General features: G+C 71.1%; 21 protein-coding genes. 18 read left to right on the top strand and 3 right to left on the bottom strand.

Features of this window, described 5'->3' with window-relative positions:
• Window positions 1–167: 167 nt before the first annotated feature.
• A complete protein-coding gene (locus ACZ7G1_RS36525; protein WP_470879187.1) occupies window positions 168–2,363 on the bottom strand; it encodes an elongation factor G-like protein EF-G2 in 2,196 nt (731 codons plus the stop codon).
• 269 nt (window positions 2,364–2,632) lie between these two features.
• On the opposite strand from ACZ7G1_RS36525, the gene pgsA reads away from it, so the two are divergent.
• From pgsA to ACZ7G1_RS36450, 15 genes are all read left to right on the top strand, one after another.
• Window positions 2,633–3,295, top strand: coding sequence for a phosphatidylinositol phosphate synthase (pgsA, locus tag ACZ7G1_RS36520; protein ID WP_470879188.1), 663 nt, complete (start codon window positions 2,633–2,635; stop codon window positions 3,293–3,295).
• A gap of 5 nt (window positions 3,296–3,300) precedes the next feature.
• A complete protein-coding gene (locus ACZ7G1_RS36515; RefSeq protein WP_470879330.1) occupies window positions 3,301–4,206 on the top strand; it encodes a phosphatidylinositol mannoside acyltransferase in 906 nt (301 codons plus the stop codon).
• Entirely contained in the window at window positions 4,203–5,354 is a 1,152-nt protein-coding gene (locus ACZ7G1_RS36510; RefSeq protein ID WP_470879190.1) for a glycosyltransferase family 4 protein, read from the top strand. The genes ACZ7G1_RS36515 and ACZ7G1_RS36510 overlap by 4 nt, the downstream gene beginning before the upstream one ends.
• Window positions 5,355–5,431: 77 nt before the next feature.
• Window positions 5,432–5,974: a hypothetical protein gene (locus ACZ7G1_RS36505; protein ID WP_470879192.1), complete on the top strand. Its 543-nt coding sequence runs from the start codon at window positions 5,432–5,434 to the stop codon at window positions 5,972–5,974.
• A gap of 115 nt (window positions 5,975–6,089) precedes the next feature.
• Window positions 6,090–7,004: a pyridoxal 5'-phosphate synthase lyase subunit PdxS gene (gene pdxS, locus ACZ7G1_RS36500; RefSeq protein WP_026058774.1), complete on the top strand. Its 915-nt coding sequence runs from the start codon at window positions 6,090–6,092 to the stop codon at window positions 7,002–7,004.
• Window positions 7,005–7,010: 6 nt separating this feature from the next.
• The gene (pdxT, locus tag ACZ7G1_RS36495) at window positions 7,011–7,604 is read left to right on the top strand and encodes a pyridoxal 5'-phosphate synthase glutaminase subunit PdxT (protein ID WP_470879194.1); all 594 of its coding nucleotides are present in this window, start codon (window positions 7,011–7,013) and stop codon (window positions 7,602–7,604) included.
• Between the two features lie 62 nt (window positions 7,605–7,666).
• Window positions 7,667–8,419, top strand: coding sequence for a YebC/PmpR family DNA-binding transcriptional regulator (locus tag ACZ7G1_RS36490; RefSeq protein ID WP_470879196.1), 753 nt, complete (start codon window positions 7,667–7,669; stop codon window positions 8,417–8,419).
• 110 nt (window positions 8,420–8,529) lie between these two features.
• Window positions 8,530–9,093, top strand: a complete 564-nt coding sequence (gene ruvC, locus ACZ7G1_RS36485; RefSeq protein ID WP_470879197.1) for a crossover junction endodeoxyribonuclease RuvC — start codon at window positions 8,530–8,532, stop codon at window positions 9,091–9,093.
• A complete protein-coding gene (ruvA, locus tag ACZ7G1_RS36480) occupies window positions 9,090–9,719 on the top strand; it encodes a Holliday junction branch migration protein RuvA (protein ID WP_470879199.1) in 630 nt (209 codons plus the stop codon). Before ruvC ends, ruvA begins: the two co-directional genes overlap by 4 nt.
• A 48-nt stretch (window positions 9,720–9,767) precedes the next feature.
• Complete coding sequence (gene ruvB / locus ACZ7G1_RS36475) at window positions 9,768–10,856, top strand: Holliday junction branch migration DNA helicase RuvB (protein ID WP_470879201.1); 1,089 nt, start codon at window positions 9,768–9,770, stop codon at window positions 10,854–10,856.
• Between the two features lie 165 nt (window positions 10,857–11,021).
• Window positions 11,022–11,489: a preprotein translocase subunit YajC gene (gene yajC / locus ACZ7G1_RS36470; RefSeq protein WP_470879203.1), complete on the top strand. Its 468-nt coding sequence runs from the start codon at window positions 11,022–11,024 to the stop codon at window positions 11,487–11,489.
• Window positions 11,490–11,633: 144 nt separating this feature from the next.
• The gene (gene secD, locus ACZ7G1_RS36465; RefSeq protein WP_470879204.1) at window positions 11,634–13,388 is read left to right on the top strand and encodes a protein translocase subunit SecD; all 1,755 of its coding nucleotides are present in this window, start codon (window positions 11,634–11,636) and stop codon (window positions 13,386–13,388) included.
• A 1-nt stretch (window position 13,389) separates the two neighbouring features.
• Window positions 13,390–14,460 (top strand): protein translocase subunit SecF, encoded by a 1,071-nt coding sequence (gene secF / locus ACZ7G1_RS36460; protein WP_470879205.1) that lies wholly within the window; start codon window positions 13,390–13,392, stop codon window positions 14,458–14,460.
• Window positions 14,457–15,008 carry an adenine phosphoribosyltransferase gene (locus tag ACZ7G1_RS36455; RefSeq protein ID WP_367820365.1) on the top strand — a complete coding sequence of 184 codons (552 nt, stop codon included), beginning with the start codon at window positions 14,457–14,459 and terminating at the stop codon, window positions 15,006–15,008. The genes secF and ACZ7G1_RS36455 overlap by 4 nt, the downstream gene beginning before the upstream one ends.
• Window positions 15,009–15,209: 201 nt before the next feature.
• Window positions 15,210–17,693, top strand: coding sequence for a RelA/SpoT family protein (locus ACZ7G1_RS36450; protein WP_470879207.1), 2,484 nt, complete (start codon window positions 15,210–15,212; stop codon window positions 17,691–17,693).
• 69 nt (window positions 17,694–17,762) lie between these two features.
• Here the strand turns inward: ACZ7G1_RS36450 and ACZ7G1_RS36445 are convergent, their stop codons facing one another.
• A complete protein-coding gene (locus tag ACZ7G1_RS36445; protein ID WP_470879209.1) occupies window positions 17,763–18,992 on the bottom strand; it encodes a DUF349 domain-containing protein in 1,230 nt (409 codons plus the stop codon).
• Window positions 18,993–19,189: 197 nt separating this feature from the next.
• Window positions 19,190–19,990: a peptidylprolyl isomerase gene (locus tag ACZ7G1_RS36440; RefSeq protein ID WP_470879211.1), complete on the bottom strand. Its 801-nt coding sequence runs from the start codon at window positions 19,988–19,990 to the stop codon at window positions 19,190–19,192.
• Between the two features lie 164 nt (window positions 19,991–20,154).
• Here ACZ7G1_RS36440 and ACZ7G1_RS36435 point away from each other — a divergent pair, with 164 nt between their 5' ends.
• From ACZ7G1_RS36435 to ACZ7G1_RS36425, 3 genes are all read left to right on the top strand, one after another.
• A complete protein-coding gene (locus ACZ7G1_RS36435) occupies window positions 20,155–20,862 on the top strand; it encodes an MBL fold metallo-hydrolase (protein ID WP_030316256.1) in 708 nt (235 codons plus the stop codon).
• An 8-nt stretch (window positions 20,863–20,870) separates the two neighbouring features.
• Complete coding sequence (hisS, locus tag ACZ7G1_RS36430) at window positions 20,871–22,133, top strand: histidine--tRNA ligase (RefSeq protein ID WP_470879213.1); 1,263 nt, start codon at window positions 20,871–20,873, stop codon at window positions 22,131–22,133.
• A gap of 143 nt (window positions 22,134–22,276) precedes the next feature.
• A complete protein-coding gene (locus tag ACZ7G1_RS36425) occupies window positions 22,277–22,900 on the top strand; it encodes a vitamin K epoxide reductase family protein (protein ID WP_470879215.1) in 624 nt (207 codons plus the stop codon).
• The last annotated feature ends 23 nt before the right edge of the window (window positions 22,901–22,923 follow it).

Raw genomic sequence — 22,923 nt, 5'->3', positions numbered from 1 at the left:
CTGTTCCCAACTGCCTCTCCCCGCACACCCTTCTGAGCTGGGCACCACAGCGTAACCGGGTACCGGCGGATGCGTCACGGCCTGTGGATATCGTCGGCCGAATGATGCCCGCCCGGCAGGAGCCGGGCGGGCGTGGTGGCCTGTCGGTCCGTCAAGGAGGAGTGTTTTCAGGCCTGTTCGCGGATCTTCTCCGCCAGGTGGGCGGGCATCGGCTCGTGCCGGGCGTACGAGCGGTCGAACCGTCCGGTGCCGTGGGACACGGAGCGCAGGTCGATCGCGTACCGCCCGATCTCGATCTCCGGGACCTCGGCCCGCACCAGGGTGCGTCCCGGTCCCGCCTGGTCGGTGCCGACGACCCGGCCGCGCCGTCCGGAGAGGTCGCTCATGACGGGTCCGACGTACTCGTCGGGGACGAGGACCTGGACCTCGGCGACCGGTTCCAGGAGGTGGACGGGGACGTCGGCGGCGGCTTCGCGGAGCGCGAGGGCGCCGGCCGTCTGGAAGGCGGCGTCGGAGGAGTCCACGGAGTGGGCCTTGCCGTCGCGCAGGGTGATCCGGACGTCGACGAGGGGGTAGCCGGCGGCGACGCCCTTGGCCGCCTGGGCCCGTACGCCCTTCTCGACGGAGGTGATGAACTGGCGGGGGACGGCGCCGCCGACCACCTTGTCGACGAACTCGACGCCGCTGCCCGGGGGCAGTGGCTCCACGTCGATCTCGCAGATGGCGTACTGGCCGTGGCCGCCGGACTGCTTCACGTGCCGGCCCCGGCCCGCCGAGGACGCCCCGAAGGTCTCCCGCAGCGACACCTTGTACGGGACGGCGTCGACCTGCACGCCGTACCGGCCGCGGAGCCGGTCGAGGACGACGTCCTGGTGGGCCTCGCCCAGGCACCACAGCACGACCTGCTTGGTGTCCTGGTTCTGTTCGAGGCGCAGGGTGGGGTCCTCGGCGACCAGCCGGGCCAGGCCCTGGGAGAGACGGTCCTCGTCGGCCTTGCTGTGGGCCTCGACGGCGAGCGGGAGCAGCGGCTCGGGCATGCTCCACGGCTCGATGAGGAGCGGGTCGTCCTTGGCGGAGATGGTGTCGCCGGTCTCGGCGCGGCCGAGCCGGGCGACACAGGCGAGGTCTCCGGCGATGCAGTGCTGCTGGGGGCGCTGCTGTTTGCCGAAGGGGGAGGTCAGTCCGCCGATCCGTTCGTCGACGTCGTGGTCCTCGTGGCCGCGGTCGGCGAGGCCGTGGCCCGAGATGTGCACGGTCTCGTCGGGGCGCAGCGTGCCGGAGAAGACCCGGACCAGAGAGATCCGGCCTACATAGGGGTCGGCGGCGGTCTTGACGACCTCGGCGACCAGGGGGCCTTCGGGGTCGCAGGCGATCGGGGGGCGGGGCCGGCCGTCGGGGGTGGTGACGGCGGGCGGCTCGTGTTCCACGGGGGAGGGGAAGCCGCCGGTGATCAGCTCCAGGAGTTCGAGGGTGCCGAGGCCCTGTGTGCCGCCGTCGGCGGCGGGCGCGGCGGCGAGCACCGGGTGGAAGCTGCCGCGCGCGACGGCCTTCTCCAGGTCGTCGACGAGGGTCTTCAGGTCGATCTCCTCGCCGCCGAGGTAGCGGTCCATGAGGGATTCGTCCTCGCTCTCGGCGATGATCCCCTCGATGAGCCGGGAGCGGGCCTCGGCGATCCGCTCCCGCTGTTCCTCGTCGGGCGTCTCCTCCCGGCGTACCCCGGTGGAGTAGTCGAAGACCCGTTCCGTGAGCAGCCCGGCGAGGCCGGTGGCGGGGGCGTGTCCGTCGGGGCCCTCGGCGCCGCGCACGGGCAGGTAGAGGGGCAGGACGGCGTCGGGGTCGTCGCGGCCGAACAGCTCGGCGCAGACGGCGGTGAGCTCGGTGAAGTCGGTGCGGGCGGTGTCGAGGTGGGTCACCACGATGGCGCGGGGCATGCCGACGGCGGCGCACTCCTCCCAGATCATCCGGGTCGAGGCGGCGACGGCGTCCGCCTCCTGGGCGGCCGAGACGACGAAGAGGGCCGCGTCCGCCGCGCGCAGACCGGCCCTCAGCTCTCCGACGAAGTCGGCGTATCCGGGGGTGTCGAGCAGGTTGATCTTGTGGCCGTCCCAGCCGAGCGGGACCAGGGACAGCTGTACGGAGCGGTGCTGGCGGTGCTCGATCTCGTCGTAGTCGGAGACGGTGGCGCCGTCCTCGACGCGGCCGGGCCGGTTGAGCGCCCCTGCGGTCTGCGCGAGGGCCTCGACCAGGGTCGTCTTGCCGGATCCGGTGTGGCCGACCAGCACCACGTTGCGCACGGCCTCGGGCCGGTCGGCCGTAGGAGCCCTGCCGGCGGCCCCGGCGGGTGTGTTCGCCTTGTCACCCATGACGTGTTCCTCCCGACTGCTCGCACATGCGGCGGGACGCGGGCGCGGGGGAGTGGTGTGTCGCGGTACGGCTCCTGCGGTGCCCGCGGTGTTCCTTCGAGCTTTGCACCGCCGCCCGGACGCGTCCATACGTCGTACACGTGCGGGCCCGCCGGGGGACGCCGACGCGGCGGGGGCGGGTGCCCGCCGCGTCCGCGCGACGCGCGTGGCTACGATGGGCGAGCCGGTGGTCGTAGGGGCCGCGCGGCCCACCGAACCTCGGGAAGGCCATGCTGAACAAGTACGCGCGTGCCTTTTTCACGCGTGTCCTCACGCCGTTCGCCGCGTTTCTGCTCCGCCGGGGCGTCAGCCCCGACGCGGTCACGCTCATCGGCACGGCGGGGGTGATGGCCGGTGCGCTGATCTTCTTCCCCCGAGGAGAGTTCTTCTGGGGCACGATCGTCATCACCCTCTTCGTCTTCTCCGACCTCGTCGACGGCAACATGGCCCGGCAGGCGGGGATCTCCAGCCGCTGGGGCGCCTTCCTCGACTCGACGCTCGACCGCGTCGCCGACGGCGCGATCTTCGGCGGCTTCGCCCTCTGGTACGCGGGCAAGGGCGACGACAACGTGCTGTGCGCCGTCGCGATCTTCTGCCTCGCCAGCGGCCAGGTCGTCTCGTACACCAAGGCCCGTGGCGAATCGATTGGCCTGCCGGTCGCCGTCAACGGTCTGATCGAACGCGCGGAGCGGCTCGTCATCTCGCTGGTCGCCGCCGGTCTCGCCGGGCTGCACGCCTTCGGCGTCCCCGGCATCCAGGTGCTGCTCCCGATCGCCCTGTGGATCGTGGCCGTCGGCAGCGCGGTGACCCTGGGACAGCGGGTCGTCACGGTACGGCGGGAATCGGCCGAGGCGGACGCCGCCGCGGCCCAGGGCGGCGGTGCGGCATCGTGAGCGCGCTGAAGGACCGGCTGAGCGACGGGGTGTACGGCCTCGGCTGGGCGACCGTGAAGAAGCTGCCCGAGCCGGTGGCGACCGGCCTCGGGCGGCGGATCGCCGACCTGACGTGGAAGCGGCGCGGCAAGAGCGTCCTGCGCCTCGAATCGAACCTCGCGCGCGTGGTGCCGGACGCCACGCCCGAGCGGCTCGCGGAACTGTCGAAGGCCGGCATGCGCTCGTACATGCGGTACTGGATGGAGTCCTTCCGGCTGCCGACCTGGAGCAAGGAGCGGGTCGAGCGGGGCGTCGACATCAAGGACGCGCACTATCTGAAGGACGGCCTCGCCGCCGGGCGCGGAGTCGTCCTCGCCCTGCCGCACCTCGCCAACTGGGACCTGGCCGGCGTCTGGGTCACCCGCTCCCTCGGCGTCCCGTTCACCACCGTCGCCGAGCGCCTCAAGCCGGAGTCGCTGTACGACCGGTTCGTCGCCTACCGCGAGTCCCTCGGCATGGAGGTCCTGCCGCACACCGGCGGCTCCGCCTTCGGCACCCTCGCCCGGCGCCTCCGGGCCGGCGGCCTCGTCTGCCTCGTCGCCGACCGCGACCTCTCCGCCTCCGGCACCGAGGTCACCTTCTTCGGCGACACCGCCCGCATGCCCGCGGGCCCCGCCATACTCGCCCAGCAGACCGGCGCGCTCCTGCTGCCCGTGACCCTCTGGTACGACGACGCGGCGGTCATGCGGGGGCGGATCCACCCGCCGATCGACGTCCCCGAGTCAGGTACGCGGGCCGAGAAGACGTCCGTGATGACACAGGAACTCGCCGACGCGTTCGCCGGCGGCATCGCGGACCATCCGGAGGACTGGCACATGCTGCAACGACTGTGGCTCGCGGACCTTGAGGAGCGGGAGGGACCGGGCGCGTGAAGATCGGGATCGTCTGTCCGTACTCCTGGGACGTGCCGGGCGGCGTCCAGTTCCACATCCGCGACCTCGCGGAGCACCTCATCCGGCTCGGCCACGACGTCTCCGTCCTGGCCCCCGCCGACGACGACACCCCGCTGCCGCCGTACGTCGTCTCCGCGGGCCGGGCGGTGCCGGTCTCGTACAACGGCTCGGTGGCCCGGCTCAGCTTCGGCTTCCTCTCCGCCGCGCGGGTACGCCGCTGGCTGCACGACGGCACCTTCGACGTGGTGCACATCCACGAGCCGACCTCGCCGTCCCTGGGGCTGCTGACCTGCTGGGCGGCGCAGGGGCCGATCGTGGCCACCTTCCACACCTCGAACCCGCGCTCGCGCGCGATGATCGCGGCGTACCCGATCCTCCAGCCCGCCCTGGAGAAGATCAGCGCGCGGATCGCGGTGAGCGAGTACGCGCGCCGCACGCTGGTCGAGCACCTCGGCGGCGACGCCGTCCTCATCCCGAACGGCGTCGACGTGGACTTCTTCGCCCGCGCCGAACCGAAGAAGGAGTGGCAGGGCGAGACCCTCGGCTTCATCGGCCGGATCGACGAACCGAGGAAGGGCCTGCCCGTCCTCATGCGCGCCCTGCCCCGCATCCTCACCGAGCGCCCGAACGCCCGGCTCCTCGTCGCCGGGCGGGGTGACGAGGAGGAGGCGGTGGCGTCGCTGCCGGCCGAGATGCGCTCCCGTGTCGAGTTCCTCGGCATGGTGAGCGACGAGGACAAGGCGCGGCTGCTGCGCAGCGTCGACGTGTACCTGGCGCCCAACACCGGCGGTGAGAGCTTCGGCATCATCCTCGTCGAGGCGATGTCGGCGGGCGCGCCCGTACTCGCCGCCGACCTCGACGCCTTCGCCCAGGTCCTCGACCAGGGCGGGGCCGGGGAGCTCTTCGCCAACGAGGACGCCGACGCGCTGGCCTCCGCGGCGATCCGTCTGCTCGGCGACGAGGCCCGGCGGGCCGAGCTCAGCGCGCGTGGCTCCGCCCACGTCCGCCGCTTCGACTGGTCGACCGTCGGCGCCGACATCCTCGCCGTCTACGAGACCGTCGCCTCCGGCGCCGCCGCCGTCGACACCGACGAACGCCCGGGCCTCCGCGCCCGCCTCCGCCTCTGACCCGGGCCCGCCACGGCCCGCGCGGCGGCGGGTGACGGGCGGGGCCCGGGGGCGGGTCACGGGTAGCCTGTGCGCCCGTGATCGAAACCGTGATTTGGACAGTTGTCGGGCTGATTTTCATCGGCGTGTATCTGAGCTGGACCGCCGGGCGGCTCGACCGGCTGCACGCGCGCATCGACGCGGCCCGCGCGGCGCTCGACGCGCAGCTGTTGCGCCGGGCATCGGTCACGCAGGAGCTGGCGACGTCGGGGGTGCTGGACCCGGCGGCGTCGATCGTGCTGTACGAGGCGGCGCACGCGGCCCGGCAGGCGGAGGAGGACCAGCGTGAGGTCGCCGAGAGCGAGCTGAGCCAGGCGCTGCGGGCCGTGTTCGGCGAGCCGGAGCAGGTGGAGCTCGTAAGGGAGGCGCCCGGGGGCGAGGAGGCGGCCGGGGAGCTGGCGCAGGCGGTGCGCCGGGTGCCGATGGCCCGCCGGTTCCACAACGACGCGGTGCGGGCGGCCCGGGCGCTGCGCCGCCACCGCAAGGTCCGCTGGTTCCGGCTCGCGGGCCACGCCCCGTTCCCGCTGGCCTTCGAAATGGACGACGAGCCGCCGGTGGCCCTTGCCGATCGTCCGGCCTGACGCCTCGTAACCTGCGAAAACGATCCACCGGGTCCACATTGGCCCTTGATGTGGACCCCCGGTGGACTGTTTCCTCACTGTGTCGTCAATCGCTGTTGTCACGAGTGAGGTACTTGTGTCCACCACGCCTTCCCCCTCCCCCCAGTCCCCCGAGACCGGCACCGCCCGTGTGAAGCGCGGCATGGCCGAGCAGCTCAAGGGCGGCGTGATCATGGACGTGGTCAACGCCGAGCAGGCGAAGATCGCCGAGGACGCCGGCGCCGTGGCCGTCATGGCCCTGGAGCGGGTCCCCGCGGACATCCGCAAGGACGGCGGCGTGGCCCGCATGTCCGACCCGAACATGATCGAAGAGATCATCGGCGCGGTCTCCATCCCGGTCATGGCCAAGTCCCGCATCGGTCACTTCGTCGAGGCCCAGGTCCTGCAGTCCCTCGGCGTCGACTACATCGACGAGTCCGAGGTCCTGACCCCGGCCGACGAGGTCAACCACTCCGACAAGTGGGCCTTCACGACCCCCTTCGTCTGTGGCGCCACCAACCTGGGCGAGGCCCTGCGCCGCATCGCCGAGGGCGCGGCCATGATCCGCTCCAAGGGCGAGGCCGGCACCGGCAACGTCGTCGAGGCCGTCCGCCACCTGCGCCAGATCAAGAACGAGATCGCCAAGCTGCGCGGCTTCGACAACAACGAGCTGTTCGCCGCCGCCAAGGAGCTGCGCGCCCCGTACGAGCTCGTCAAGGAGGTCGCCGAGCTCGGCAAGCTGCCGGTCGTGCTGTTCTCCGCCGGTGGCGTCGCCACCCCCGCCGACGCCGCGCTGATGCGCCAGCTCGGTGCCGAGGGCGTCTTCGTCGGTTCCGGCATCTTCAAGTCGGGCGACCCGGCCAAGCGCGCCGCCGCCATCGTGAAGGCCACCACCTTCTACGACGACCCGAAGATCATCGCGGACGCCTCCCGCAACCTGGGCGAGGCCATGGTCGGCATCAACTGCGACACCCTCCCCGAGTCCGAGCGCTACGCCAACCGGGGCTGGTAAGCACCGATGAACCCCTCTCCCGTCATTGGTGTCCTGGCTCTCCAGGGCGACGTACGGGAGCACCTGATCGCCCTGGCCGCGGCTGACGCCGTGGCCAGGCCGGTGAGGCGCCCCGAGGAGCTCGCCGAGGTCGACGGGCTCGTCATCCCCGGTGGCGAGTCCACCACCATCTCCAAGCTGGCCGCGCTCTTCGGCCTCATGGAGCCGCTGCGCGAGCGCATCGCCGCCGGACTGCCGGTCTACGGCACCTGCGCCGGTCTGATCATGCTGGCCGACAAGATCCTCGACCCGCGTTCGGGCCAGGAGACCTTCGGCGGCATCGACATGATCGTCCGCCGCAACGCCTTCGGACGGCAGAACGAGTCGTTCGAGGCGGGCGTGACCGTCACGGGCATCGAGGACGGCCCCGTCGAGGGCGTCTTCATCCGCGCCCCGTGGGTCGAGTCCGTCGGCGCCCAGGTCGAGGTCCTCGCCGAACACGGCGGCCACATCGTCGCCGTACGCCAGGGGAACGCGCTGGCGACCTCGTTCCACCCCGAGCTCACCGGGGATCACCGCATTCACGCCCTGTTCGTCGACATGGTGCGCGCAGCGGGCTGATCCGATCCCGGTAGGATCTCTGGGGTTCGTTCAGAAATGGGTTACGCGAAGGAGACAGGCAGATGTCCGGCCACTCTAAATGGGCTACGACGAAGCACAAGAAGGCCGTGATCGACGCCAAGCGCGGCAAGCTCTTCGCGAAGCTGATCAAGAACATCGAGGTCGCGGCCCGCACCGGCGGTGCCGACCCCGAGGGCAACCCGACGCTGTTCGACGCCATCCAGAAGGCGAAGAAGAGCTCGGTCCCGAACAAGAACATCGACTCCGCGGTGAAGCGCGGCGGCGGCCTCGAGGCCGGCGGCGTCGACTACGACACGATCATGTACGAGGGCTACGGCCCGAACGGTGTCGCGGTGCTCATCGAGTGCCTCACCGACAACCGCAACCGTGCCGCGTCCGACGTGCGTGTCGCCATGACCCGCAACGGCGGCTCCATGGCCGACCCGGGCTCGGTCTCGTACCTGTTCAACCGCAAGGGTGTCGTCGTGCTCCCGAAGGGCGAGCAGACCGAGGACGACGTCCTCGAGGTCGTGCTCGACGCGGGCGCCGAGGAGGTCAACGACCTCGGTGACTCCTTCGAGATCATCAGCGAGTCCACCGACCTGGTCGCGGTCCGTACCGCCCTCCAGGGGGCCGGCATCGACTACGACTCGGCCGAGTCCCAGTTCGTCCCGACCATGCAGGTCGAGCTGGACGAGGAGGGCGCGCGCAAGATGTTCAAGCTGATCGACGCGCTGGAGGACAGCGACGACGTGCAGAACGTCTTCGCCAACTTCGACGTCAGCGACGAGGTCATGGCGAAGGTCGACGCCTGATCGCGGACCTTCCACACAGCGGGGCGACGGGACACACCCCGTCGGCCCGCTGCGTTGTCAGTGCCACCCGATAGCCTGCACAAACAGACTTGCGATCAGGGGAGGGTGCCGTGCGCGTACTCGGGGTGGACCCGGGTCTCACCCGGTGCGGAATCGGCGTCGTCGAGGGCGTCGCCGGACGGCCCCTGACCATGCTCGGCGTCGGCGTGGTGCGGACGCCCGCCGAGGCGGACATCGGTGTGCGGCTGGTCGGCATCGAGCGCGGCATCGAGGAGTGGCTCGACCGCTTCTCACCCGAACTGGTCGCCGTGGAGCGGGTGTTCAGCCAGCACAACGTGCGTACGGTGATGGGCACCGCCCAGGCGAGCGCGGTCGCCATGCTCTGCGCCTCGCGCCGCGGCATCCCCGTCGCCCTGCACACCCCCAGCGAGGTCAAGGCCGCCGTCACCGGCAGCGGACGCGCCGACAAGGCGCAGGTCGGCGCCATGGTGACCCGGCTGCTCCGGCTCTCCGCCCCGCCGAAACCGGCCGACGCCGCCGACGCGCTCGCCCTCGCCATCTGTCACATCTGGCGGGCCCCCGCGCAGAACCGCCTCCAGCAGGCCGTCGCCCAGAACCGTCTCCAGCAGGCGGTCGCCCAGCAGGCGTCCGCAGTGAAAGGCCGAACCCGATGATCGCCTTCGTCAGCGGCCCGGTCGCCGCGCTCGCCCCCACCACCGCCGTGATCGAGGTCGGCGGCGTGGGCATGGCCGTCCAGTGCACGCCCAACACCCTCTCCGCGCTGCGGATCGGCCAGGAGGCCCGGCTCGCCACCTCGCTGGTCGTCCGCGAGGACTCCCTCACCCTGTACGGCTTCGCCGACGACGACGAGCGGCAGGTGTTCGAGCTGCTCCAGACCGCCAGCGGCGTCGGCCCCCGCCTCGCCCAGGCCATGCTCGGCGTGCACAGCCCCGACGCCCTGCGGCTGGCCGTCTCCACCGGCGACGAGAAGGCGCTCACCGCCGTCCCCGGCATCGGCAAGAAGGGCGCGCAGAAGCTCCTTCTCGAACTGAAGGACAAGCTCGGCACCCCGCTCGGCAGCAGCGGCCTCGTCGGCGCCCAGCGCGCCGCCGCCGGCCCCGCCCCGTGGACCGAGCAGCTCTCCGCCGCGCTGATCGGCCTGGGCTACGCGAGCCGCGAGGCGGAGGAGGCCGTCAGCGCCGTCACCCCGCAGGCCGAGGCCGCCCTCGCCGAGACCGGCACCGCCCCCGTACCGCAGCTGCTGCGCGCCGCGCTGCAGACCCTCAACCGGACCCGCTGACCCGCCGGCCCCGCCGACCTGACCCGTACGAACGAGAAGGCATCCACCGTGAACTGGGACGACGACATCACCGCCGAGGCAGCCGAGGCCGAGGCGCGCATCGTCGGCGCCTCCGCCGAAGGGGACGACCAGGCCGTCGAGGCGGCCCTGCGCCCCAAGGACCTCAGCGAGTTCGTCGGCCAGGAGAAGGTCCGCCAGCAGCTCGACCTGGTCCTCAAGGCCGCTCGCCAGCGCGGTGCCACCGCCGACCACGTGCTGCTCTCCGGCGCCCCCGGCCTCGGCAAGACCACCCTGTCGATGATCATCGCGGCCGAGATGGGCGCCCCGATCCGCATCACCTCGGGCCCCGCCATCCAGCACGCCGGCGACCTCGCCGCGATCCTCTCCTCCCTCCAGGAGGGCGAGATCCTCTTCCTCGACGAGATCCACCGGATGTCCCGGCCCGCCGAGGAGATGCTCTACATGGCGATGGAGGACTTCCGCGTCGACGTCATCGTCGGCAAGGGCCCCGGCGCTACCGCCATCCCGCTCGAACTGCCGCCCTTCACCCTGGTCGGCGCCACCACCCGGGCCGGACTCCTGCCGCCCCCGCTGCGCGACCGCTTCGGCTTCACCGGCCACATGGAGTTCTACGACGCGGGCGAGCTCCAGCGGGTGATCCACCGCTCCGCGGGCCTCCTCGACGTCGAGATCGACCCGGCGGGCGCCGCCGAGATCGCGGGCCGCTCCCGCGGCACCCCCCGCATCGCCAACCGCCTGCTGCGCCGCGTCCGCGACTACGCGCAGGTCAAGGCCGACGGAACGATCACCCGCGAGATCTCCGAGGCCGCCCTCAGCGTGTACGAGGTCGACGGCCGCGGCCTCGACCGGCTCGACCGCGCCGTCCTCGAAGCCCTCCTCAAGCTCTTCGGCGGCGGACCGGTCGGTCTTTCCACCCTCGCGGTCGCCGTGGGGGAGGAGCGCGAGACCGTCGAGGAGGTGGCCGAACCCTTCCTCGTACGCGAGGGACTGCTGGCCCGCACGCCCCGTGGCCGGGTCGCCACGCCCGCCGCGTGGGCGCACCTCGGACTCGTTCCGCCGCAGGCAGCGGGCCCGGGCGGCGCGGGAATGGGACAACAGGGGCTCTTCGGGGCGTGACGGTGGCGACACTCGCCCGGACCGGAACCGGGGTGCGATGCTGGACGTTGTTCAGTCGATGCGGACTCGCCTAGACTCCGCCGATGCCGCCCTTTCCGGTCGGCGCGCCCACCCCCGAAGATCAGGCCGCGGGTTCTCCGCGACCATGCGAAGGAATCCCGTCCCGTGAACATCGTGACCCTCCTCCCCTTCATCGTCCTCATCGGGGCCATGTTCCTGATGACCCGCTCCGCCAAGAAGAAGCAGCAGGCGGCGGCGCAGATGCGCGACGAGATGCAGCCCGGCACCGGCGTACGGACGATCGGGGGGATGTACGCCACGGTCAAGGAGATCGGCGACGAGACCGTCCTCCTCGAGGTCGCTCCCGGCGTGCACGCGGTCTACGCCAAGAACGCGATCGGCGCGGTCCTCGATGACGCCGAGTACAACCGCATCGTCCACGGCGACGAGCCGGAGTCGGACACCGACACCGTCGTCCCGGACGACGCCTCCTCGCTCACCGAGACCGCCGAGGCCGAGGCCACGGAGACGGACGCGCCGAAGGCCGACCTGACGAAGAAGTCGGACGCGGCCGAGGACGGCACCGAGGGCCAGAAGGACGGCAAGACCGACGGCGAGACCGACGCGAAGTAGTCGCGGCCGGGGACCGCGCGCACGCCCACCGGCGAGCGCGGCCCCCGGAACGGTTCCACGTCTGCGGGGGCAGGTCCCCACACACACTTCGTGGCCGCCTCGCGCACACCCGGCGCGGGGCGGTTGGACAGGGAGATACGACAGGTGGCAGCACCGAAGAAGGGCCGAAGGCCGGCGGGGGGACAGAGCCGCCCGGGCCGCGCCCTGGCAATCATCCTGATCGCCATGGTCGCGCTCACCGGCGGCATGTTCTGGTCGGGGCACACCACCCCGCGCCTCGGCATCGACCTCGCCGGCGGTACGTCGATCACGCTCAAGGCCAAGGCAGAGCCCGGCCAGGAGTCGGCGGTCAACGAGACCAACATGAACACGGCGGTCGGCATCATCGAGCGCCGCGTCAACGGTCTGGGTGTCTCCGAGGCCGAGGTCCAGACGCAGGGCCGCGAGAACATCATCGTCAACATCCCTCGCGGGACGAACGAGAAGCAGGCCCGTGAGCAGGTCGGTACCACCGCCCAGCTCTACTTCCGGCCCGTTCTCGCCGTGACGAACGGCGCGCCGCAGGCGGCCCCGAGCGCCACGCCCTCGGGCACCCCCTCGGCCAAGCCCTCGGCCTCCGCCACCGGCTCCACCGCGGGCGAGAAGAAGTCGGCGACCCCGACGGCCACCGCCTCCACCCAGGGCCGCGCGGTCACCGAGGCCCTCAAGGCCCCGAGCCCGACGCCCACCGCGAGCTCCTCCGCGAAGCCGAAGGCCACCGGGACCCCGCAGGCGACCCCGAAGCCCGACGCCGCCACCACGGCGCTGGAGAAGAAGTTCACCGACCTGAACTGCCTCGACCCGAAGCAGCGCAGCGCCGCCGGTCAGGGCGTCAAGGCCGACCAGCCCACCGTCGCGTGCGGCGAGGACGCCCCGGGCGTCTGGTCGAAGTACATCCTCGGCCCGGCCGAGGTCGACGGCCGTGACGTCGACGACGCCAAGGGCGTCCTCGACCAGCAGCGCGGCATGTGGATCGTCACGATGGACTTCACCGACGGCGGTGCGAAGAAGTTCCAGTCGATCACCAGCAAGCTGTCGGCGCAGACCGACCCGCAGAACCGCTTCGCGATCGTCCTGGACGGCGAGGTCGTCTCGGCCCCGTCGGTGCGCCAGACGCTCAGCGCCAGCGCGGAGATCTCCGGCAACTTCAACCAGCAGTCGGCCCAGGACCTCGGCAACATCCTGTCCTACGGCGCCCTGCCCCTGACGTTCGAGACGCAGAGCGTCGACACCGTCACCGCCGCCCTCGGCGGCGACCAGCTGGAGGCGGGCCTCATCGCGGGCGCCATCGGCCTCGCGCTGGTCATCATCTACCTGGTCGCCTACTACCGCGGCCTGTCGCTGATCGCGATCCTGAGCCTCGGCGTCTCGGCGCTCCTCACCTACGTGATCATGGCCCTGCTCGGCCCGGCCATCGGCTTCGCGCTGAACCTGCCGGCCGTCTGTGGCGCCATCGTCGCCATCGGTATCACCGCGGACTCGTTCATCGTGTACTTCGAGCGGATCCGCGACGAGCTCCGCGAGGGCCGCACGCTCCGCCCGGCCGTCGAGCGCGCCTGGCCGCGTGCCCGCCGCACCATCATGGTCTCCGACTTCGTATCGTTCCTGGCCGCGGCCGTGCTCTTCATCGTCACCGTCGGCAAGGTCCAGGGCTTCGCGTTCACGCTCGGCCTGACCACCCTGCTCGACGTCGTCGTGGTGTTCCTCTTCACCAAGCCGGTCATGACGCTCCTGGCCCGGACCAAGTTCTTCGGCAACGGCCACCCGTGGTCCGGTCTCGACCCGAAGCGACTCGGCGCCAAGCCGCCGCTGCGCCGCACCCGCCGTGCCCACGCCCCCGTCGACGCGAAGGAGGCGTGAGATGTCGAAGCTCGGAGATCTCGGCGCCCGGCTCCACCGCGGTGAGGTCGGTTACGACTTCATCGGCAACCGCAAGATCTGGTACGGCCTGTCCATCCTGATCACCATCACCGCCATCGTCGCCCTGGCCGTCCGCGGCCTCAACATGGGCATCGAGTTCCAGGGCGGTGCCGTCTTCACGACCCCGAAGACGGACGTCTCCGTCAGCCAGGCGCAGGAGTACGCGGAAGAGGCCTCCGGCCACGACGCGATCGTCCAGCAGCTCGGCAACGGCTCGCTCCGCATCCAGGTCGGCGGTCTGGACACGGCCAAGTCCGACCAGGTCCGCGCGGAGCTCGCCAAGGACCTGAACGTCCCCGAGGACAAGATCGCGGCGGAGCTCGTCGGCCCCAGCTGGGGTGAGCAGATCGCCACCAAGGCCTGGACCGGCCTGGCGGTCTTCATGATCCTCGTGGTGATCTACCTGGCCATCGCCTTCGAGTGGAGAATGGCGGTCGCGGCACTCGTGGCCCTCATCCACGACCTCACGATCACCGTCGGCATCTACTCGCTGGTCGGCTTCGAGGTCACCGTCGGTACGGTCATCGGTCTGCTGACGATCCTCGGTTACTCGCTGTACGACACGGTCGTGGTCTTCGACTCGCTCAAGGAGCAGACGAAGGACATCACCAAGCAGACCCGCTTCACCTACAGCGAGCTGGCCAACCGCTCGATCAACGGCACCCTGGTCCGTTCGATCAACACCACCGTCGTCGCGCTGCTGCCGGTCGCCGGCCTGCTCTTCATCGGTGGCGGCGTCCTCGGCGCCGGCATGCTGAACGACATCTCGCTGTCGCTGTTCGTGGGTCTCGCCGCCGGCGCGTACTCCTCGATCTTCATCGCCACGCCGCTCGTCGCCGACCTCAAGGAGCGCGAGCCGTCGATCAAGGCCCTGAAGAAGCGCATCCTGGCCAAGCGCGCGAGCGCCGCCGCCAAGGGCGAGGCCGCGGACGAGACGGACGCGCTGTCCGCCGAGACCGCCGTCGTGGGTCCCCGGTCGGGCCGTCGCGGCACCCAGGAGCAGCACGGATGACCGCCGAGGCCCAGGACGTCACCGAGCTCCTGCTCAGCCGCATCCGTGACGTCCCCGACTACCCGAAGCCGGGCGTGCTGTTCAAGGACATCACGCCGCTGCTCGCGGACCCGGTGGCGTTCACGGCGCTGACCGACACCCTCGCCGGGCTGTGCACCGCGCACGGCGCGACGAAGATCGTCGGCCTGGAGGCGCGCGGCTTCATCCTGGCCGCCCCGGTGGCCGTCCGCGCGGGCCTGGGCTTCATCCCGGTCCGCAAGGCCGGCAAGCTCCCCGGGGCCACGCTGAGCCAGGCGTACGAGCTGGAGTACGGCACCGCCGAGATCGAGGTGCACGCCGAGGACCTGGCCGCGGGCGACCGCGTCATGGTGATCGACGACGTCCTCGCCACCGGCGGCACGGCCGAGGCCTCGATCGAGCTCATCCGCCGGGCCGGCGCCGAGGTCGCGGGCGTCGCCGTCCTCATGGAGCTGAGCTTCCTGCCGGGCCGCGCCCGGCTGGAGCCGGCCCTGGGCGGTGCCCCGCTCAAGGCGCTGATCACGGTCTGACGTCAGGGTCCGCCCTGACGGGGGCGCTCCGGGGAATCCCCGGGGCGCCCCTTCGCGTTCTCCGGTACGTGCCCCTCCCGCGCCGCGCTGCCCCTCGGGAAGCCATCCGAAACCCGGGCGCGTGAGCACGGGCACTGTTGGCTCGATACCATGGCCTTTCCGGGCCTGACCGGGGGACCCGGCGACGCACGAGGAGCGCTCTTGCCAGACGAGGCCCAGTCACTCTCCGCCGCGCAGCCCGACCCGAAGGCCGAGAAGGCCGCGACGGGAACCGGCGCGCCCCAGAACAAGCCCGCGGAGACCGGGCCCGCGCCCGAGGCGCCCAAGCCGCCGCCCGCACCGGTCCCGGCCTCGACCGCCCGCCCGGCCCCGGCCGCCCCGGCCCGCTCGGGAGGCTCCTCCAACCGGGTCCGCGCCCGCCTCGCCCGCCTGGGCGTGCAGCGTTCCTCCCCGTACAACCCGGTCCTCGAACCGCTGCTGCGGATCGTCCGCTCCAACGACCCCAAGATCGAGACGGCGACCCTCCGCCAGATCGAGACCGCCTACCAGGTCGCCGAGCGGTGGCACCGCGGCCAGAAGCGCAAGAGCGGCGACCCGTACATCACGCACCCGCTCGCCGTGACGACCATCCTCGCCGAGCTCGGCATGGACCCGGCGACGCTGATGGCCGGCCTGCTGCACGACACGGTCGAGGACACCGAGTACGGCCTGGAGACCCTGCGCCGCGACTTCGGCGACCAGGTCGCGCTGCTCGTCGACGGCGTCACCAAGCTCGACAAGGTCAAGTTCGGCGAGGCCGCCCAGGCCGAGACCGTCCGCAAGATGGTCGTCGCCATGGCCAAGGACCCGCGCGTCCTGGTCATCAAGCTCGCCGACCGCCTGCACAACATGCGCACCATGCGCTACCTCAAGCGGGAGAAGCAGGAGAAGAAGGCCCGCGAGACGCTTGAGATCTACGCGCCCCTGGCCCACCGCCTGGGCATGAACACCATCAAGTGGGAGCTGGAGGACCTCGCCTTCGCGATCCTCTACCCCAAGATGTACGACGAGATCGTCCGGCTCGTCGCCGAGCGCGCCCCCAAGCGGGACGAGTACCTCGCCATAGTGACCGACGAGGTCCAGGCCGACCTGCGCGCCGCCCGGATCAAGGCCACCGTCACCGGTCGGCCGAAGCACTACTACAGCGTCTACCAGAAGATGATCGTCCGCGGCCGTGACTTCGCGGAGATCTACGACCTGGTCGGCATCCGCGTCCTCGTGGACACCGTCCGCGACTGCTACGCGGCCCTCGGCACCGTCCACGCGCGATGGAACCCGGTCCCCGGCCGGTTCAAGGACTACATCGCGATGCCGAAGTTCAACATGTACCAGTCGCTGCACACGACGGTCATCGGACCCAACGGCAAGCCCGTCGAGCTCCAGATCCGCACCTTCGACATGCACCGGCGGGCCGAGTACGGCATCGCCGCGCACTGGAAGTACAAGCAGGAGGCCGTCGCGGGCGCCTCCAAGGTCCGCGCCGACGTGCCCAAGAAGGCCGGCAAGGACGACCACCTCAACGACATGGCGTGGCTGCGTCAGCTCCTCGACTGGCAGAAGGAGACCGAGGACCCCAGCGAGTTCCTGGAGTCCCTGCGCTTCGACCTCTCCCGCAACGAGGTCTTCGTCTTCACCCCCAAGGGCGATGTCATCGCGCTGCCCGCCGGCGCCACCCCGGTCGACTTCTCGTACGCCGTCCACACCGAGGTCGGCCACCGCACCATAGGGGCGCGGGTCAACGGGCGGCTCGTGCCGCTCGAATCGACCCTCGACAACGGCGACCTGGTCGAGGTCTTCACCTCCAAGGCCGCCGGAGCCGGGCCCTCCCGCGACTGGCTCGGCTTCGTCAAGTCCCCGCGCGCCCGGAACAAGATCCGCGCCTGGTTCTCCAAGGAGCGCCGCGACGAGGCCATCGAGCAGGGCAAGGACGCCATCGCGCGGGCCATGCGCAAGCAGAACCTGCCGATCCAGCGCATCCTGACCGGCGACTCCCTCGTCACCCTCGCCCACGAGATGCGCTACACCGACATCTCCTCGCTGTACGCGGCGATCGGCGAGGGCCACGTCACCGCCCAGTCCATCGTGCAGAAGCTGGTGCAGGCGCTCGGCGGCGAGGAGGCCGCCACCGAGGACATCGAGGAGGTCGCACCGCCGGCCCGCGGCCGCTCCAAGCGCCGCTCCAACGCGGACCCCGGCGTCGTCGTGAAGGGCGTCGAGGACGTCTGGGTGAAGCTGGCCCGCTGCTGTACGCCCGTGCCCGGCGACCCGATCATCGGCTTCGTCACCCGGGGCAGTGGCGTATCGGTTCACCGCAGCGACTGCGTCAACGTGGAATCGCTGTCCCGGGAGCCGGAGCGCATCCTGGAGGTCGAGTGGGCCCCGACCCAGTCCTCGGTCTTCCTCGTCGCGATCCAGGTCGAGGCCCTCGACCGGTCCCGGCTGCTCTCCGACGTCACCCGGGTCCTCTCGGACCAGCACGTCAACATCCTGTCGGCGGCCGTCCAGACCTCCCGCGACCGGGTGGCCACCTCCCGCTTCACCTTCGAGATGGGCGACCCGAAGCACCTGGGCCACGTCCTGAAGGCCGTGCGGGGCGTGGAGGGCGTCTACGACGTCTACCGCGTGACCAGCGCCCGGCGCCCGTAGCCGTACGGACGAGGAAGGCCCCCGGCATCGCGCCGGGGGCCTTCCTCGTACCTCTGGGGAGCCGGGGTGTCAGCCGCCGAACTCCTCCAGGCCCTTCAGGGCCTGGTCGAGCAGCGCCTGGCGGCCTTCGAGCTCGCGGGCGAGCTTGTCGGCCTTGGCGTCGTTGCCGGCGGCACGGGCCGCGTCGATCTGCTTGCGCAGCTTCTCGACGGCGTCCTGGAGCTGACCGGTCAGACCCGCGGCACGCGCGCGCGCCTCCGGGTTCGTCCGGCGCCACTCGGCCTCCTCGGCCTCCTGGATCGCCTTCTCCACCGTGTGCATCCGGCCCTCGACCTTCGGGCGGGCGTCACGCGGGACGTGGCCGATGGCCTCCCAGCGCTCGTTGAGGGAGCGGAAGGCCGCGCGGGCCGCCTTCAGGTCCGTCACCGGCACCAGCTTCTCGGCCTCGGTGGCGAGCTCCTCCTTCAGCTTGAGGTTCTCGGTCTGCTCCGCGTCCCGCTCGGCGAAGACCCCGCTCCGCGCCGCGAAGAAGACGTCCTGGGCGCCGCGGAAGCGGTTCCACAGGTCGTCCTCGTGCTCGCGCTGGGCGCGGCCGGCCGCCTTCCACTCCGTCATCAGGTCGCGGTAGCGGGCCGCCGTGGTTCCCCAGTCGGTGGAGTTCGACAGCGACTCCGCCTCGGCGACCAGACGCTCCTTCGCCTTGCGGGCGTCCTCGCGCTGCGCGTCCAGCGAGGCGAAGTGGGCCTTGCGGCGCTTCGAGAACGCCGAGCGGGCGTGCGAGAAGCGGTGCCACAGCTCGTCGTCCGACTTGCGGTCGAGCCGGGGGAGACCCTTCCAGGTGTCCACGAGCGCACGCAGCCGCTCGCCGGCCGAACGCCACTGCTCGCTCTGGGCCAGTTCCTCGGCCTCGGTGACGAGCTTCTCCTTGGCGGTGCGGGCCTCGTCGGTCTGCTTCGCCTTCTGGGCCTTGCGCTCCTCGCGGCGCGAGTCGACCGACTCGACGAGCTTGTCCAGCCGGGCGGCGAGCGCGGCCAGGTCGCCGACGGCGTGGTGCTCGTCGACCTGCTGCCGGATGTGCTCGATCGCCGCGGTGGCGTCCTTCGCCGACAGGTCGGTGGTCCTCACGCGCTTCTCGAGGAGGCCGATCTCGACCACCAGGCCCTCGTACTTGCGCTCGAAGTAGGCCAGGGCCTCCTCAGGGGTGCCGGCCTGCCACGATCCGACGACCTTCTCGCCCTCGGCCGTCCGCACGTACACGGTGCCCGTCTCGTCGACGCGGCCCCACGGGTCGCTGCTCACAGCGCCTCCTCACCATGATGCCGTCGCGGGGTCGTACCCCCCGGGCATCGTCCACAGTTTCCCGGCGGGCCTCGCCCGCCTTCCGCAGCGCGGCCGACGGCCCACGCTGCACAACGCCAATCTAGGCGAACGGCGGCCCGGCTGTCCGCACTCAGCGCGACCGAGATTCCACGGTCGCGCGAGTGCGGACGCCCGGCTCACTTCTTCGCGACGGTCGCCTTCTCGATGGTGACGGCCTTCTTGGGGGCGCCGTCGGTGGCACCGCCCTCGACACCGGCCGCGGCCACGTCCTGGACGGCCTTGAGACCGGCCGCGTCGATCTTGCCGAACGGGGTGTAGCTCGGCGGCAGCTTCGTGTCCTTGTAGACGAGGAAGAACTGCGAGCCGCCGGTGCCCGGCTGCCCGGTGTTGGCCATCGCGACGGTGCCGGCCGGGTAGGTCACCGAGCCGTCCTTGCCCGCCTTGCCCAGCGCGTTCAGGTTCTCGTCCGGGATGGTGTAGCCGGGGCCGCCGGTGCCGTCGCCCTTGGGGTCGCCGCACTGGAGCACGAAGATGCCCTGGGTGGTGAGCCGGTGGCACTTGGTCCCGTCGAAGTACTTCTTGGCGGCGAGGTGCGCGAAGGAGTTCACCGTGCGCGGGGTCTTCGCCGCGTCCATGGTGATCGTGATGGCGCCCGCGTTCGTCTTGAGCGCCATCGCGTACGAAGCCTTCGTGTCCACCGTCAGCTTCGGCTCCGGGCTCTTCTCCTCGGACTGCGAGGGCGTGGGCGCGGCCGTGGTCGGCGAGTCGGCCGCCGTGTTGTCCGAACCCTTGTCGCGGTCGCCCGTCAGCGCCACGGAGGCGTAGACGGCACCGCCCGCGGCCAGTACCACCGCGAGGGAGGCCGCGATGACGGTGTTGCGGCGCTTCGCCTTCCGCCGGTTCTCCTCCCGCCGCTGCTGCTGCCGCGCGTACTTCTCCCTGGCAAGCTGCCGCCGCCGCTGATCGCTGGTGACCACCGGGTCCGCTCCTTGTCGCTCGTCTGTTCCTGTCCTGGCCGGATGTGCCCGTACCGTATACGGGTTGGCTGTGGAAGCGGCACCGCCGGTAGGCTCTGATCTGCCGCATTCCGTGTTTTCCACGACTTCCGCGCCCCCGTGCCGGACGACAACTAAGGACGAACGTGCTGATTGCCGGGTTCCCCGCCGGGGCCTGGGGGACCAATTGCTATCTGGTCGCCCCCGCCGCAGGCGAGGAGTGCGTGATCATCGACCCGGGCCACCAGGCCGCACAGGGTGTCGAGGAGACGCTGAAGAAGCATCGGCTCAAGCCCGTCGCCGTCGTCCTCACCCATGGACACATCGACCACGTCGCCTCCGTCGTCCCGGTGTGCGGCGCCCATGACGTCCCCGCGTGGATCCACCCGTCCGACCGCTACATGATGAGCGACCCGGAGAAGGCCCTCGGCCGCTCCATCGGGATGCCCCTCATGGGCGAGCTGACCGTGGGCGAGCCCGACGACGTGCGCGAGCTCACCGACGGCGCCGAGCTCAAGCTCGCCGGCCTCGACTTCTCCGTCGCCCACGCGCCCGGTCATACCAAGGGGTCGGTGACCTTCAGGATGCCCGAGACCACGGAGATCCCCTCCGTGTTCTTCTCGGGGGACCTGCTGTTCGCCGGCTCCATCGGACGCACCGACCTTCCCGGCGGTGACATGGACGAGATGCTCGCTTCGCTGGCCCGTGTGTGCCTGCCGCTCGACAACTCGACCGTGGTGCTGTCGGGACACGGTCCCCAGACGACCATCGGCCAGGAGCGCGCCACGAACCCCTATCTGCGGGACGTGGCGGCCGGCCTCGGGAGCACGGACGCTCCCCGACGAGGAATGTGACGACTTTCGTGAGCACCTTCAAGGCCCCCAAGGGCACGTACGACCTGATCCCGCCCTACTCCGCCAAGTACCTGGCGGTCCGGGACGCGATCTCCGGACCGCTGCGCAGGTCCGGCTACGGCTACGTCGAGACCCCCGGCTTCGAGGACGTGAACCTCTTCGCCCGCGGCGTCGGCGAGTCCACCGACATCGTCAGCAAGGAGATGTACGCCTTCGAGACCAAGGGCGGCGACAAGCTCGCCCTGCGTCCGGAGGGCACCGCGTCCGTGCTGCGCGCCGCCCTGGAGGCGAACCTCCACAAGCAGGGCAACCTGCCGGTCAAGCTCTGGTACTCCGGCTCGTACTACCGCTACGAGCGCCCGCAGAAGGGCCGCTACCGCCACTTCTCGCAGGTCGGCGCCGAGGCGATCGGTGCCGAGGACCCGGCGCTCGACGCCGAGCTGATCATCCTGGCCGACGAGGCGTACCGCTCGCTCGGCCTGAAGAACTTCCGCATCCTGCTGAACTCGCTCGGCGACAAGGAGTGCCGCCCGGTCTACCGGGAGGCCCTCCAGACCTTCCTGCGCGGCCTCGACCTCGACGAGGAGACGCTGCGCCGGGCCGAGATCAACCCGCTGCGCGTCCTCGACGACAAGCGCGAGGCCGTGCAGAAGCAGCTGACCGAGGCGCCGCTGCTGCGCGACTACCTGTGCGACGCGTGCAAGGCGTACCACGAGGAGGTGCGCGCCCTGATCACCGCGGCGGGCGTCGTCTTCGAAGACGACGCCAAGCTGGTCCGCGGCCTGGACTACTACACCCGCACCACCTTCGAGTTCGTCCACGGCGGTCTCGGCTCGCAGTCGGCGGTCGGCGGCGGCGGCCGCTACGACGGCCTCTCCGAGATGATCGGCGGCCCCGCGCTGCCGTCGGTGGGCTGGGCGCTCGGCGTCGACCGCACGGTCCTCGCCCTGGAGGCGGAGGGCATCGAGCTCGACATCCCCGCCGCCACCAGCGTCTTCGCCGTCGCCATCGGCGAGGAGGCGCGCCGCCTCCTCTTCGGCAAGGTCACCGAGCTGCGCCGGCAGGGCGTCGCCGCCGACTTCTCCTTCGGCGGCAAGGGCCTCAAGGGCGCCATGAAGGACGCCAACCGCTCGGGCGCCCGCCTCGCCGTCGTCGCCGGCGAGCGCGACCTCGCCGAGGGCGTCGTCCAGCTCAAGGACATGGAGTCCGGCGAGCAGCAGGCCGTCCCCGTGGACGGTCTGGTGGACGCGGTACGGGCCAAGCTGGCCTGACGGTCGTACGTACGGAAGGGGGGCCCGGACCGGGAGTCACGGTCCGGGCCCCCCTTCCTTATGCCCAGTGAACGGTGCCGGACGGGGCACGTGTTGCAGAATGACCCTGCCCACAAGGCCCGCGAGCGAGGGAAACAGGCGACATGACGAAGGCAGCGGTGGACGAGACCGCGTCCGGCCGGGACAGCGGCACGATCGGGGCGAGCCGGGCCTTCGCCTGGCTGCTCGTGATCACCGGAGCGGCCGGACTGCTCGCCGCGTGGGTCATCACGATCGACAAGATCAAGCTCCTGGAGGACCCCAACTTCACGCCGGGGTGCAGCCTCAACCCGATCGTCTCCTGCGGCAACATCATGAAGAGCGAGCAGGCCTCGGTCTTCGGCTTCCCCAACCCGATGCTGGGCCTCGTCACCTACGCCATGGTGATCGCCATCGGCGTGGCCCTGCTCGCCGGTGCCCGCTACCGCCGCTGGTACTGGCTCGGCCTCAACGCGGGCACGCTGTTCGGCGTCGGCTTCTGCACCTGGCTGATGTACCAGTCGCTGTACGAGATCAACTCGCTGTGCCTGTGGTGCTGCCTGGCCTGGGTCGCCACCATCGTCATGTTCTGGTACGTGACCTCGCACAACGTCCGCAGCGGTGTCATCCCCGCCCCGCGCGGCCTGCGGACCTTCTTCGACGAGTTCACCTGGGTCCTGCCCGTCCTCCACATCGGGATCATCGGCATGCTGATCCTGACCCGCTGGTGGGACTTCTGGACCAGCTGATCCGGCCGGCTCTGTCAGTGCGC

Source organism: Streptomyces sp. NPDC037273 (assembly GCF_055603625.1).
Note: the sequence above shows the minus strand (reverse complement) of the source record. Positions and strands in the feature narration are given on the sequence as shown.